Source organism: Halarcobacter anaerophilus, assembly GCF_006459125.1.
Taxonomy (GTDB): Bacteria; Campylobacterota; Campylobacteria; order Campylobacterales; family Arcobacteraceae; genus Halarcobacter; species Halarcobacter anaerophilus.
Genome location: NZ_CP041070.1, coordinates 2,895,169 through 2,907,833 on the forward strand (window position 1 = coordinate 2,895,169; position 12,665 = coordinate 2,907,833).

12 protein-coding genes are annotated in these 12,665 nt (G+C 26.3%); 4 read left to right on the forward strand and 8 right to left on the reverse strand.

Going from position 1 to position 12,665, the window contains the following annotated elements:
• Positions 1-173: 173 nt before the first annotated feature.
• The 5 genes from AANAER_RS14275 to AANAER_RS14295 all read right to left on the reverse strand — a co-directional run bounded on the left by AANAER_RS14275 (position 174) and on the right by AANAER_RS14295 (position 3,562).
• Positions 174-1,652 (reverse strand): phosphoadenosine phosphosulfate reductase domain-containing protein, encoded by a 1,479-nt coding sequence (locus tag AANAER_RS14275; RefSeq protein WP_129083016.1) that lies wholly within the window; start codon positions 1,650-1,652, stop codon positions 174-176.
• Between the two features lie 420 nt (positions 1,653-2,072).
• Positions 2,073-2,264 carry a hypothetical protein gene (locus tag AANAER_RS14280; RefSeq protein ID WP_140544126.1) on the reverse strand — a complete coding sequence of 64 codons (192 nt, stop codon included), beginning with the start codon at positions 2,262-2,264 and terminating at the stop codon, positions 2,073-2,075.
• Positions 2,265-2,393: 129 nt separating this feature from the next.
• The gene (locus AANAER_RS14285) at positions 2,394-2,663 is read right to left on the reverse strand and encodes a hypothetical protein (RefSeq protein WP_140544130.1); all 270 of its coding nucleotides are present in this window, start codon (positions 2,661-2,663) and stop codon (positions 2,394-2,396) included.
• Complete coding sequence (locus tag AANAER_RS14290) at positions 2,656-2,988, reverse strand: hypothetical protein (RefSeq protein ID WP_129083015.1); 333 nt, start codon at positions 2,986-2,988, stop codon at positions 2,656-2,658. The genes AANAER_RS14285 and AANAER_RS14290 overlap by 8 nt, the downstream gene beginning before the upstream one ends.
• Entirely contained in the window at positions 2,960-3,562 is a 603-nt protein-coding gene (locus tag AANAER_RS14295; protein WP_129083014.1) for a hypothetical protein, read from the reverse strand. The genes AANAER_RS14290 and AANAER_RS14295 overlap by 29 nt, the downstream gene beginning before the upstream one ends.
• A 579-nt stretch (positions 3,563-4,141) precedes the next feature.
• Here AANAER_RS14295 and AANAER_RS14300 point away from each other — a divergent pair.
• The 4 genes from AANAER_RS14300 (at position 4,142) to AANAER_RS14315 (ending at position 8,852) form a co-directional block, all read left to right on the forward strand.
• Positions 4,142-4,795 (forward strand): hypothetical protein, encoded by a 654-nt coding sequence (locus tag AANAER_RS14300; RefSeq protein ID WP_129083013.1) that lies wholly within the window; start codon positions 4,142-4,144, stop codon positions 4,793-4,795.
• The gene (locus AANAER_RS14305) at positions 4,796-6,382 is read left to right on the forward strand and encodes an ATP-binding protein (RefSeq protein ID WP_129083012.1); all 1,587 of its coding nucleotides are present in this window, start codon (positions 4,796-4,798) and stop codon (positions 6,380-6,382) included.
• Positions 6,369-7,064, forward strand: coding sequence for a response regulator transcription factor (locus tag AANAER_RS14310; RefSeq protein WP_129083011.1), 696 nt, complete (start codon positions 6,369-6,371; stop codon positions 7,062-7,064). Before AANAER_RS14305 ends, AANAER_RS14310 begins: the two co-directional genes overlap by 14 nt.
• 66 nt (positions 7,065-7,130) lie before the next feature.
• Complete coding sequence (locus AANAER_RS14315) at positions 7,131-8,852, forward strand: sensor domain-containing diguanylate cyclase (RefSeq protein ID WP_129083010.1); 1,722 nt, start codon at positions 7,131-7,133, stop codon at positions 8,850-8,852.
• Between the two features lie 45 nt (positions 8,853-8,897).
• Here the strand turns inward: AANAER_RS14315 and AANAER_RS14320 are convergent, their stop codons facing one another.
• The 3 genes from AANAER_RS14320 to cptA all read right to left on the reverse strand — a co-directional run bounded on the left by AANAER_RS14320 (position 8,898) and on the right by cptA (position 12,664).
• Positions 8,898-10,115 carry an IS256 family transposase gene (locus AANAER_RS14320; protein ID WP_129083082.1) on the reverse strand — a complete coding sequence of 406 codons (1,218 nt, stop codon included), beginning with the start codon at positions 10,113-10,115 and terminating at the stop codon, positions 8,898-8,900.
• 60 nt (positions 10,116-10,175) lie between these two features.
• Positions 10,176-10,862, reverse strand: coding sequence for a metallophosphoesterase (locus tag AANAER_RS14325; protein WP_129083037.1), 687 nt, complete (start codon positions 10,860-10,862; stop codon positions 10,176-10,178).
• 98 nt (positions 10,863-10,960) lie between these two features.
• Positions 10,961-12,664 (reverse strand): phosphoethanolamine transferase CptA, encoded by a 1,704-nt coding sequence (gene cptA / locus AANAER_RS14330; RefSeq protein ID WP_129083038.1) that lies wholly within the window; start codon positions 12,662-12,664, stop codon positions 10,961-10,963.
• Position 12,665 lies beyond the last annotated feature (1 nt).

The window sequence follows — 12,665 nt, forward strand, 5'->3', positions numbered from 1 at the left end:
TTTTTGAATTAAGTTATTTTTTTCAAAACTACTATTAGCATTAGTTGAATCATATATGGGAATTATTATCTTATTATTGAATTCTTCACTTGACATTATTATATACTCCTAAATATACTTAGTACATATATTCTAAAATTATATAACTTAAAGTCAAGTAATATATTAGTAAATTATTTATTTAAATAATCAATTATATTGTAATCTTTTATATCTTTTTTTATTGTCTTTAGTTTTTTCCACTCTTTTCTTATATGCTTTTCTATATCTTTCGTAGGGAAAAATTTATTAGTTATTTTTTCTTTATTTATAATATGTTGAATAGCAAATCTTTTTAGTGTAAGTATTGCAAAAATATCTCTTAATTCTTTTTTATTTAAATAATTATTATAAAATTCTAATGCACTTCTTCTATTTTTTAAAAGTTCTTTTTTCATTGAATGAGTTATATCAAATCCAAATTTTCTTGCAAGTTTAAATGCCTTTAATTCTAAATCTCCTTCATATAACCATCTTTCTTGAATTAATTTTATTTCATTTAATGTAATTATTTCATATGACAATTTTGCATTTAATTTTAATAATTCTTCAAAAAACCTCATACGAATTTTAAGCATTACACCTTTTGGTTTCGTCATTCCAACTCTTTCAGGCTTATCTTCAAAAAACTCACGTTGTTGAGTTCTATGAGAATATACATCCCTTGTGTTTTCCCAACCTTTTTGAGAAAAATTCCAATAAAGTTCTCTATAATCTTTATATAAATCCATATCAGAATAACCACTTTTAAGTAATCCATCTAAACTTTTGTCATTATCTCTAACAACATAGCATTGCCAACAACCAAACCTAGACTGCCCACAACCTATTTTACCTTCATCTATATGCTTCCCTCCAGCACCAACGAAAGAACACTCATGTGCATTTTTACTACTTGCATCACTATATAATGACCATAAAAAATTTGTATCAATAATTTCACTATCTTGATCTAAAATATATTCCCAAATATTTTTTGTATTCCAAAACTCTATAGGGTATAAATTATCTGCATTTGTAAATCTATCATTAATTTTAAGATGAGAATTTACTTTTGATTGTCTAATAATCCTTTTTTTTCTATCTGAACTTTCATCTCTTCTTGAACCTACAACTGAAATGAATTTACCATCAGGGAAAAGCTCTTTAAGTTTTTTTTCAATTGGCCAAACTTTTAATTTTGTAGTACACCATCTAAAGTTCATTGAGGGAGGAGGCATTCCTACTCCAAGTAACTGTACATTTAATGTATGTTTATCTTCAGGGACTACTTCATGTACTTTAATATTTAAATTTTTAGTATTTGCATATGTTTGAATCGATTTTAATGAGGTTTCTAAATGTTCTAACAAAGGTGGCAACTCTGCTAGTGTATTTGAATTTACTATATGAGTCGTCTTCTCTAATTTATTTTCTTTTTGTAACTCTAATAAAAGACTTATCATAAGAAAGACCAACGCTGTACTATCCTTACCTCCACTAAATGCCACACATAAAGGTCGTGAGTCATTTATATAATATTCTCTTAGAATAGATTTTGTATCTTCAATTTTAGTTTTTAAGTCTACATTTTGATATGCACTATCATATATAAAGTTTGAAATTTTGTTCATTTTATCCTCTTTGGGTATTATACTAAATTAATTTTAAAGCAAGAAAATTTTTAATAAACTATTTTCTTAATTTAATAAACCTAAATCTCATTATCATTTTTTATTTACTATATTTAATTAATTAAAAAAATCAAATTATGAACTATCATATACTATATGGGGATTTAAATGTAGTTTTGTTATTATCATTTTTTTTTGATTATGACATGAGATGTAAAACACACTAATTAATGAGAATATACATTAGTTAGTGAGAATTTAAATGCCTACTTCAACTAGAAATTTGACCCTTGATTTTATGCAAACTTTAAAAGGTCAATTTTCTAGTTTTAAATTAAATGCTATTCTTAGATTAAGATACAATGTTAAATTTTAATTGCTATATTTTCAATAGATTTGGAAAAGTAAAACACTTTACTATTACTGATAAAAATATTCAAAACTATTTTGATTAATTGTTTTTGTTGCTTTAGCATACTCAAAAAACAATATATCACTCCATCCTTTATTCCACTCTGCTTCCCCGCCATAATAAATAGAATACTCATTCTCTTTTCTAGAGCCACAAGTTAAATTTATAAATTCTATCACATTATGTTTTTCTGATGACATAGAATCGAGATATTTAGTTAAAAAATCTGAAAATTTCAGATTTTTTAAATTATTAATATGCTCACAATTTTTTATAGATATTTTACTACTACTTAGTTCTATTAGTTTTTTTATTATGACTCTTTTATCTCAACGTGAGATATAAGTAATAAAAAAATTCACACTCAAGAGTATTAATAATAGAAATAGTATCAACAACCAAAAAGGTATTGTAAAATCGAACTTTTGGGTTAAAATACTTATAATCGCTCCAAGAGATAAAAAGCCTCCCATAACAAATAAAACATTGACAATTGTCTTTAAAAGTTTTGTAACTATAGGTAATGTATAAAAATATCCATCTATATTGATTTTCTCTTTGAAAGTTAAAGCTAATGTATACTTTATTTTTTCATTCATTGATTTTTTCTTTTACTTCAACTAATGGCGAGAAATAAACAATTAAAAAATTAATTAACAATGCAATAAAAATAGTTAAGGGAACAACTATCCATAAGTTTGGTTTTATATTTAAAGATTGAAAAAACATACTAATTGAACCACCAACCATTAAAAATCCCCCCATTCCATAAATAAAGTTTAATAATTCTTTAGGGATTTTTATATAATAAGGTAGCCTATATTTTTTATTATCGATAATAATATATCTTTGAAAAATTAAAGCAAGTGTATTTTTAAATGTTTTTTTTTCATTTTTATTTCCCCAATATAATATTTCTTGCAAATTGATCAATCTCTTTTGCTGAAAAAGTAATTTGACCAACAATTGATGTATAAGGTATTATTCTTGTACCAGTTAATTTGGTAATTCCATAACCAGTTAAAAATCTACTAGTAACATATTCTGGATTTTTTTCGATATATTTTTTAACAGATTTAGCAAATATTTCAAAAGAATCATTCTCATTAGAAAGGATATACTTTATAAGTTTTAAAGTATATTTTGTTTCATCTGTAGCAATGTCTTGTTCTATGTCGTCAATATTATCTAATTGCCAATCTCTAAAACCTGAAATTCTAGCTGCCCAATCTCCAAATCCATATAATCCAGCAAAGATTGAACCTGATCCTTGAATCATTGGATGTTGATTTTGTAAAGCTCTAGTTATAGGATTCCTTTTTTGTATTTTATATTTTTTTATATCTTTTTCTGTAAGAAGGTGAATTTTTTGTAAGTCATCTCTAATAATTAAACCAACAAATTTATCATCTACTTTTACCGTTTCCTTCTTAGTTTCTTTTTCTACAATTGGTTCATAAATTTCTTCAACTACTTTTTTAATCTGAACTCTTGGCACAGGAGCTGTAGTAGGTCTAAGTGATTGAATAAGCCATTCTAAACTTCTATTAAAAAAATGATTATTTGAACGAATAATCTTATAACCATCATTTGTATAAGTTAAGGCTGGATGTCTAGTATTATATTTAAGAATAAATATATTTCCATATTCATATTCTTTTAGCCAATATTCTTTAGTGTAATGACTATTTTCATTTAATTTATATGATACTTCTTCAGATGAATGAATATTTAAAAAATATTCTAAATCACTTTTACCAAAAATTGAGATACTATATTTTCTAAATCATTATAGCTGATATCACTTGCTTTTTTTATTTTAAAATCTTCAAACATTTAAATCCACTTTTAGATTATTTCTTTAAAATATAATACCAATAATATACTTAATTATTATTTTAATGAGTTAGAGATAAAATAATAATCTCAAAAATATAAAACATCCTCATTAACTAATGTATCTTATAACAGTCCAAACGGTACCTCTAAACTTTCAATTAAATTCACCCCTTTTTTATTAAACATATATTATTATTTCTTATATCATGTAAATTATTCTCTAAAAAAAAGGTGAGTTTTGATTGCAAATAGCTTAATTATATATATTGTTTTATCTTCTTTAATACTTTTTACACTATTTAATTTAATATTAAAAATAGTCTATAAAAGTGAAAAAGCTATTAACTTTTTTCTGTATTTTTGTATCTGTTATTTTATAGGCTTAGCCTTGACAACTTTAAGAAATGAGATTTCAGATTTTTTATCAATTGTTATAGGAGTTACGATTCTTGTTTTAGGGTATATATTTTTATATATTGGAGCGCGTGCTCTTTTAGGATTAAGCTGCAAATGGAGGAATCGTTATTTAATCCCTATTTTTCTGGTTCTTTTCGGTTTCTATATATTCAGTTATATCTATTATGATTTACAAATGAGAATAATAATTTTCTCTCTATTTTCAATATCTTATTCTATTGCTTTAAGCTATATTTTTTGGATAGATAGTTTAAAAAAACTTAAAACTATCAATACGATTGCATCCATCTATTTTATAATAGTCTCTATAGTTTTTTTACTAAGGGCATTAAATGCTTCAACAATGGCTTATGCAATTGAGTTTTTATATTCTACGAAATTTATGGTTTTATCTCCTTATATAGCCCTCTTTTGCACTCTTTTTATATTTATGTTTATAATATCTGCCCATCTTAGGTATAAAAGACAAAATTAAATGAGAGTTCTATTTTTAGTTTTATTCTTTTATATATACGGTTTTTCAAATAATTTAAATCTCACTCTATCAAAAGATGAGTCAAAGTACCTCAGCTCTTTAAATAAAATAAAAGTGTGTGTTAGTTCCCAATGGATTAAAGATAAAGAAATAAAAAGTATGACAAAAGAGTATCTAAATCTTTTTTTTAAAAAAATAGATTTGCCTTTTAGCATAATAAAAATAGATACCAAAAAAGAGATCTACGATAGTATAAAAAACAAAAGATGTGATATAGTGGCTTTTATTCAAAGAAGTGTTGAGTCCGAACAATTTTTAAAACATACTTCTCCTTACTTATCTGAATCTTTAGTTCTTTTACAAAAAGCTTCTAACAAGGAAAATCCTTTGGATATTTTCTCTATTAATAAACCCTTTGCCATTATTAAAAATCATTTTACGGAAGATGTCTTACAAGAGAATATCGCAAAGCTAAATATCACGAAACTTGACTCTATCTCCGAAGCTTTTGATAGAATCAATAAAAATGAGATATTTGGATTAATAGATACCCAAAGTATTATTTCACATAATGTAAAAAAAAGAAACTTCCAATACCTAAGTACAAGTAAAGAGCTTCCTTTTAAAATTAAGTATTCCCTTGGGGTAGATAAAAACAATGAAATACTGTTTTCTATCATTCAAAAAGTTATTTTATCTATCAGTCCAAAAGACATTGAAAATATTTACAATAAATATAATACTAAAAAGAGTAATAAAGATTATAAACTTCTAATTCAATTTTTATTTTTCTCTCTTGCTTTAGTTGCTATTTTTTTCTATTTTAATCTATATTTAAAAGAGGAAAATAAAAAGAGATTAAAAAAGCAAGTTTTATTATTACGTCAAAATCGTTTTGCCCAAATGGGAGAGATGATTGAAAATATTGCCCATCAATGGAAACAGCCCTTGGCACAAATTAACTCAAGCGTTTTAATGATTGATATTCGATGTACCCAATTAGATATTGATGATGAAAATATAGCTAATAAACTTAATGAAATAGAGACTATGACAACTTATATGGGAAATGTAATTAATGATTTTCAAAACTTTTTCAATCCCAAAAAAGAGAGAGTGATAATAGATATAAATGAAGTTGTTATCCAATCTTTCAACATCGTAAAAAGTCACTTTATTTTACATAAAATTGAATTCAACCATAAAATAAAATCTGATCTGATGATTGAAACTTTTGTAAGAGAATTAGAGCATGTTATTGTGATTATTTTAAATAATGCAAAAGATGCACTTATTAAAAATAGTATAAAAAATCCCGGCGTAAAAATAGAAATAATAGAAAAAGAGCAAACCGTTCTTTTAAATATATGTGACAATGCCTTGGGAATTGATCCAAAATTGACAGAAACTATTTTTGAGCCCTATTTTACTACAAAAGATAAATCACAAGGTGTTGGATTAGGCTTATATATGGCAAAATCTATAACCGAAGAAGTTTTAAATGGAAAACTAAGAGCTTTTAATCATAAAGATGGAGCTACTTTTCAGATTGAACTGCCCAAAGGAAATAAAGATGGATCAAAATAAATACCCTTATACTATTTTATTTATTGATGATGAAGATATAATAAGAGAGAACTATTTATCATATTTGAAACTTTTATTTAAAGAGGTATATTCGGCAAAAGACTCTTATGAAGGATATAAAATTTATAATGATAAGAAACCCGATATTATGATTGTAGATATAAAACTACCTCATATAAGCGGCTTAGAATTAGTTAAAAAAATCAGAGAAAAAGATTTCCAAACAAAAGTTATTATGCTTACTGCCCATAGTGATAAAAACTATTTGTTGGAAGCTACTGAACTAAAACTATCTCAATATTTAATCAAACCCGTTACAAGAGCACAACTGCAAAAAACACTACAAAAAACAATAGATGAACTACTGCTTTATTCTGTGGAACCCCTTAAAATAATCGATTTATCAAATAACTATTATTGGGATATAAAAAAAGAGAAACTAATGTATTTTAGTACAGAAGTCTATCTTACAACAAAAGAAAAAGAGTTTATCTCTTTATTATCATCCTCTTTAGACAGAGTTTTTACTTATGATGAAATTATAGAAAATATTTGGAGTTGCGATGAAAATGTTTCCATAGAAAGTATTAAAACTTTAGTAAAAAAAATCAGAAAGAAACTGCCCTTTGAAGCCATTGAAAATGTATTCTCGCAAGGTTATAAATTAAAACAAAGAAATTAGAGGTTCACTACTTAGTCACTAGTTTATATTATTATTTTAGGCAATTTATTTTTTAAGGCTAAAGTAATGGTAAAATTGAATTTTAATGCAAAGAAAAAGATATCTCTTAAAACAACCGTTCTCTCCATTTTCTTTTTAATTACAATTATTATGGGGATTATCTTTATTATCCAGATTTTATATTTTGCAAAAAAACTCTCTTATGAAAGTATTAATATAAAACTTGAAGGTCTAAGCAGTGATATAAATAGATCTATAAAAAGTATGGATAAAATCAATGAAAATATAATACTTTTACTAAATAATATAAGTGAACCTAGTTTAAAACTTTATAAAGATATTTTAGAGAATAACTCAAATTTATATGCAGTATATTCAGGTTTTAAAAATAACGGTTTTTATGAATTGATTAATTTAGATATACATAATACCCTAAGAGATCTCTATAATGCAAAAGTCACTGATAAATGGCTTTTTATAAGAATTGATTCTAAAGACTCTGCCTTAAAAAAAATTGTTCTGCTTAACAAAGATTTAGAAGAGACAAAAAGTTATTTTGAAAAAACAGATTATAAATCAAATACTAGACCTTGGTATAAAAAAGCACTGGTAAGTAACAATATTATCAAAACTGATCCCTATAAATTCTCTAATATTCCATCAAAGGGGATAACTTATGCAAAAAGAGTTGCAAAGAGCAGTACAGTTGTAGGAATAGATGTACTTATCTATGATATACGCAAGCTTTTTGAAAAACATATTAAAAACAGTTACAGCAATGCATTTTTACTTGATAAGAATATGAACATCATATCTTCTTTAAAAAAAAGTGAAAAATTAGAAAAGTTTTTATCAGAAATTGAAAACAAAGAGAGTCTTTTTAAGCCTACAACTGTAAATATAGACGGGATAAAATATGTAGTTCAAATAAATACTGTTAACAAAAATGAATATTTAGCTTTCTTTTCCCAATATGAGCAGTTAATCTCTTTTTATAAAAAACAGACATATGAAATAATGATAATTTTTTTATTAAGTATTCTCTTCTTAATTCCTTTGGTAATCTACTCATCAAGAATTATTGTTAAACCTATTGATATTCTTACAAAACAAAGTAGAAAAGTAGAGAAAAGAGAGTTTAAAGATATAAAAATAGTCGAAACATCGGTACTGGAAGTAGCAGAGCTCTCAAATTCAATGTATGAAATGTCCCAAGCTATACACTCTTACCAACACTCGCTAGAAAAGAAAGTAATAGAGAGAACAAAACAGTTAAAGAAAAAAAATGAAGAACTTTTAAAACTTTCAATTACCGATAAATTAACAAGCTTATATAATAGAGTTAAAATAGATAAGGTTTTAAAAGAGCAATATGAATTGGCAAAAAGGTACAATACGCCTTTTTCTCTAATTTTAATGGATATTGATTTTTTTAAAAAAGTAAATGATAACTATGGACATAAAATCGGCGATGATGTTTTAATTGAAACTTCAAAAGTTTTAAAAAAGACTATAAGAAAGACTGATATTTTAGGAAGATGGGGAGGAGAAGAGTTTATGGTAATAACTCCCCATACAACTCAAGACGGTGCTGTATCATTAGCAAAAGAGTTAAATAAAGCAGTAGCAAACCATCAATACAGCACTTATGAAAAAAGAGTTACTATTAGTTTGGGTGTTTGCAGTTTCGAAGAAAAATTTGATATAGATAAAATGACCATCAAAGCAGATGAAGCACTCTATAGGGCAAAAGAAAACGGAAGAAATAGAGTGGAAGTTTATAGTTAAGAGACTGTTTAAAAATCTGTGTCAAGTAACTAATTGTAACTAAAGTTACACCTCTAAAAAATCATCTAACCTTCCCTCGAAAAATATTGCTAACTGAGAGAGAGTTAGATTCCAGTTTCTAACTGGCATTGTCCATTTTTCACTTGCATTTTGTATCCCCATATATAATAATTTTAATAAAGAATTTTCATTTGGAAATGCTCCTTTTGTTTTTGTTAGTTTCCTAAATTGTCTATGAACAGACTCAATAATATTGGTCGTATAAATCACTTTTCTAATTTCAGGTGGATACTTAAAATAAACAGATAGATTTTCCCATTTATTATGCCAAGATTGAAGTACAATAGGATATTTTTTACCCCATTTCTCATCAAGTTTTAGAAGTTCGTCTTCTGCTATCTCTTTTGATACTGCTTGATAAACAGGTTTTAAATCTTTCATAAATTCTTTATGGTTTTTAGAAGCAACATATTTCATTGAATTTCTAATTTGATGAATAATACATAGTTGTACTTCTGTTTTTGGAAATATTGTTTTTATTGCTTCAGGGAAGCCTTTTAAACCATCTACACTTGCAATAAGTATATCTTGCAATCCTCTGTTGTTTAAATCACTTAAAACACTAAGCCAGAAGTTTGCACCTTCACTCTCACTTAGATAAAGTCCAAGTATCTCTTTTTTACCATCTAAACGAAGTCCTAAAACAGTATAAACTGCTTTTGACACATATTTACCACCATCCTTGATTTTATAATGGATTGCATCTAACCATACAAAAGGATAAATTGTTTCTAATGGTCTACTTTGCCATGCTTTTACTTTATCAATAATCTTATCCGTAATTGCACTTATTGTTGCAGTTGATAATTCTACTCTATATATCTCTTCAATATGTTTAATTATATCTCTATAGCTTAATCCTAAGCCATACATTGAAATTATTCTTTCTTCTATTTCATTTGAAATTGTTGTTTGATTTTTCTTTACTAGTTGTGGTTCAAAAGATCCTGCTCTATCTCTTGGTGTATTTAGTTCAAATGTTCCATCTGTTGATTTTATTGTTTTAGATGTTTTACCATTTTTCCTATTCTTATTTCCTGATAATACATCATCTTTTATATGAGATTCTACTTCTGCTTCTAATGCAGCTTCCACTAATTGTTTTACTAAGGGAGCAAGTACACCATCTTTCCCACTTATTTTTTTACCAGCTAAAAGTTGTTGAACTGCTTCATTAAAATCAAACTCTGTTTCTTTTTTCATTGTCAATCCTTGATATTATTTTATCAGATTGACACAGAATTTTTAACACTCCCTAATAACTTACTCAATATTCCTTTGAGTAAAAACTTTCATACTAGGAAACTCCAAAGCACATAATCTTGGATTAGGGATTTTATCTTTGTTATAACATCCTAAATCTATATCGGCATAATAATCCGCAATATCAGGCTCTGAGACTATTGTATGACCATATACGTTAAATATATCTTTATTATCAAAATTCATATATCTGCTCCATAACACATGATTCTCAAAAGCTTCTATTTCCTCTTTATTTTTGCTATCTCTAAGCTTCCAAACTTTTCCCACGCAAGAGTGAGAAACAACCAAGTATCTTCCATCTTGGGTTTTTATATCCTTATACTCTTTATACAGAGGCAGACTTTTAATAAACTCAAGTTGAGAATAAAACTCTTCTTCGTTTTTATACGATTTTATAGTTTCTTCTCCGCCATTTTTAAACAACCATTGGGCTAGAGCTCTATTTTGTCTATCATTTTTTAATAAAGGAGCATATTTTAGAAACATCAATTCATGATTTCCCAAAACACAATCTAAATTGTTATCCATAATATATTTTATAACCAAGAAGGAGTCACTGCCTCTATCAACTAAATCTCCCACAAAACATATTTTAGAGTTCTCTTTATCAGGCAGTTTATCTATTAAAGCTAATAGAGTTTTATAACTTCCGTGAACATCGCTGATTATGTAAATACTTTTCATCTTTTTCCTCTATTTTATAGTTATATTATTTTAATAGAGTTTTCATAATATTTTATAAAAAATAAGTTTTATATCATAAAGCTAAAAGAGTATCTCTTTTAGCTTTGCTGTTTAAAAGGTTTTTTTGTTAAATCCCTTAATTTATTTTTACTGTAAGGATCCCCAATATATACGGAATATTGATAGAAATTTTTATTGATTATACTTTTTGAAGCATCAAAATCATCAAAATAGATTCCCGCCAAATCTGAAAAAGTATAAATCAGATTTGAAGAAGAGTATAATCTATGGTTTGCATTTTTAGCTATATTATTTCCGATTGTACTTTTCCACTTTTCATTTTGGTATACCATAAAAGGAATTGTATACATTGCTTTTGTAGGATTATTTTCATTTCTTCCCAACCTTTTTTCAAAAACATTATCAAAAACCTCTTCTCCGTGGTCAGATAAATATAGCATTGCTATATTACTTTCATTGTGATTTTTAATTGTTTCTATCAGTTTTGAAACTACATAATCATTATAATAAACTGCATTGTCATACTCATTATAAAGGGTTTTCTGTTCAGAATTTAAGCCTTCTAACCCACCTTTATTATCAAAAATAGCAAACTCTTTGGGGTATCTATATTTATATCTATTATGAGTTCCTAAAAGATGAACTACAATAAATCTTTTTTTATGCATATCATTATTTAATACATCTTCAAAAGGTTTTAAAACAGCACCGTCATATGCCGCACTGTTTTGTTTTCTATTATTGTTAAGATAAACTTGATGATCGCACATTTGAGAAAAAGTAGTAAGCATAGTATTTCTTTTTGTCTGTGTTTGCTGATTTGTTATCCAAAAAGTTTCGTAACCTGCTTGTTTCATTATATTAATCAAATTCGGTTTATCTAAGTACAAATCGGGATTTTCTTCATCTGCAAACGTTAAAGCCTGTTGCAAAACTTCGATTGTATAAGGTCTTGGAGAGTATACGTTATCAAAAAGAACTAAATCTTTTTTTAACTTTTGTAATTGAGGAGTGGTATCCCTTTTATATCCGTAAAGACTCATTCTATTTCTGTTTGTAGATTCTCCTATAACTAAAACCAGTGTTGTATCTTCATCTTTATATTTATCTTTTAAATTCTTTAAAGGTTTTAAATTTGTATTTGCATGTATAAGTCTTTCCATATTTGCCAAATCAATTCTATATGTAACGTAACTAAAAGCTATATTCCAAGGTGTTGCCGTTTCCATTCTTTTCATTTGAATATAACTTGAATCAGTTAAAGACTTATTTCCGACTATATAATTATCTATAAATTTATGAAAAGGTATAGCAGTAAAAAGAAGTACGAAAATTAATTTTTTATAAATCTTTATATCTAACCCATCATCTAACTTTTTCCACAAATAAAAAGCAATAAAAGAGTAAATAAGCACCATAGGAATAAGCCACCATACAAAATAAGTTTCTAAGAACTCACTGCTTTCCGTAAGATTTGATTCAAAGATTATAAAAATAACACTTTGAGAAAACTCTTGTCCGTAAAGAGCAAAATACCCCAAACTAAACAAAGAACCAAGCCATAAAACAATACCTATAAAAGCGGCTACTTTTTTTGCTTTATTATTAAAAAGCAGAACCAAAGTCATCCAAAGAAAACTCATATAAAAACTCTCTCTTAAACCTACCGTACCCGTTATCTTAAAGATTATACATAAAAGATGATAAACCGCAGAAAAGTAGAAGAAAAAGAGGAAATATTTAAAAAAAGAGACAAATCTTTTTAAAGAAAAATCAACCATA

Excerpts from the sequence above, each read along its gene's own strand:
- AANAER_RS14275 (WP_129083016.1), bottom strand. The coding sequence starts at position 1,652 with ATGAACAAAATTTCAAACTTTATATATGATAGTGCATATCAAAATGTA.
- AANAER_RS14280 (WP_140544126.1), bottom strand. The coding sequence starts at position 2,264 with ATGTCATCAGAAAAACATAATGTGATAGAATTTATAAATTTAACTTGT.
- AANAER_RS14285 (WP_140544130.1), bottom strand. The coding sequence starts at position 2,663 with ATGAATGAAAAAATAAAGTATACATTAGCTTTAACTTTCAAAGAGAAA.
- AANAER_RS14305 (WP_129083012.1), top strand. The coding sequence starts at position 4,796 with ATGAGAGTTCTATTTTTAGTTTTATTCTTTTATATATACGGTTTTTCA.
- AANAER_RS14310 (WP_129083011.1), top strand. The coding sequence starts at position 6,369 with ATGGATCAAAATAAATACCCTTATACTATTTTATTTATTGATGATGAA.
- AANAER_RS14315 (WP_129083010.1), top strand. The coding sequence starts at position 7,131 with ATGGTAAAATTGAATTTTAATGCAAAGAAAAAGATATCTCTTAAAACA.
- AANAER_RS14320 (WP_129083082.1), bottom strand. The coding sequence starts at position 10,115 with ATGAAAAAAGAAACAGAGTTTGATTTTAATGAAGCAGTTCAACAACTT.
- AANAER_RS14325 (WP_129083037.1), bottom strand. The coding sequence starts at position 10,862 with ATGAAAAGTATTTACATAATCAGCGATGTTCACGGAAGTTATAAAACT.
- cptA (WP_129083038.1), bottom strand. The coding sequence starts at position 12,664 with ATGGTTGATTTTTCTTTAAAAAGATTTGTCTCTTTTTTTAAATATTTC.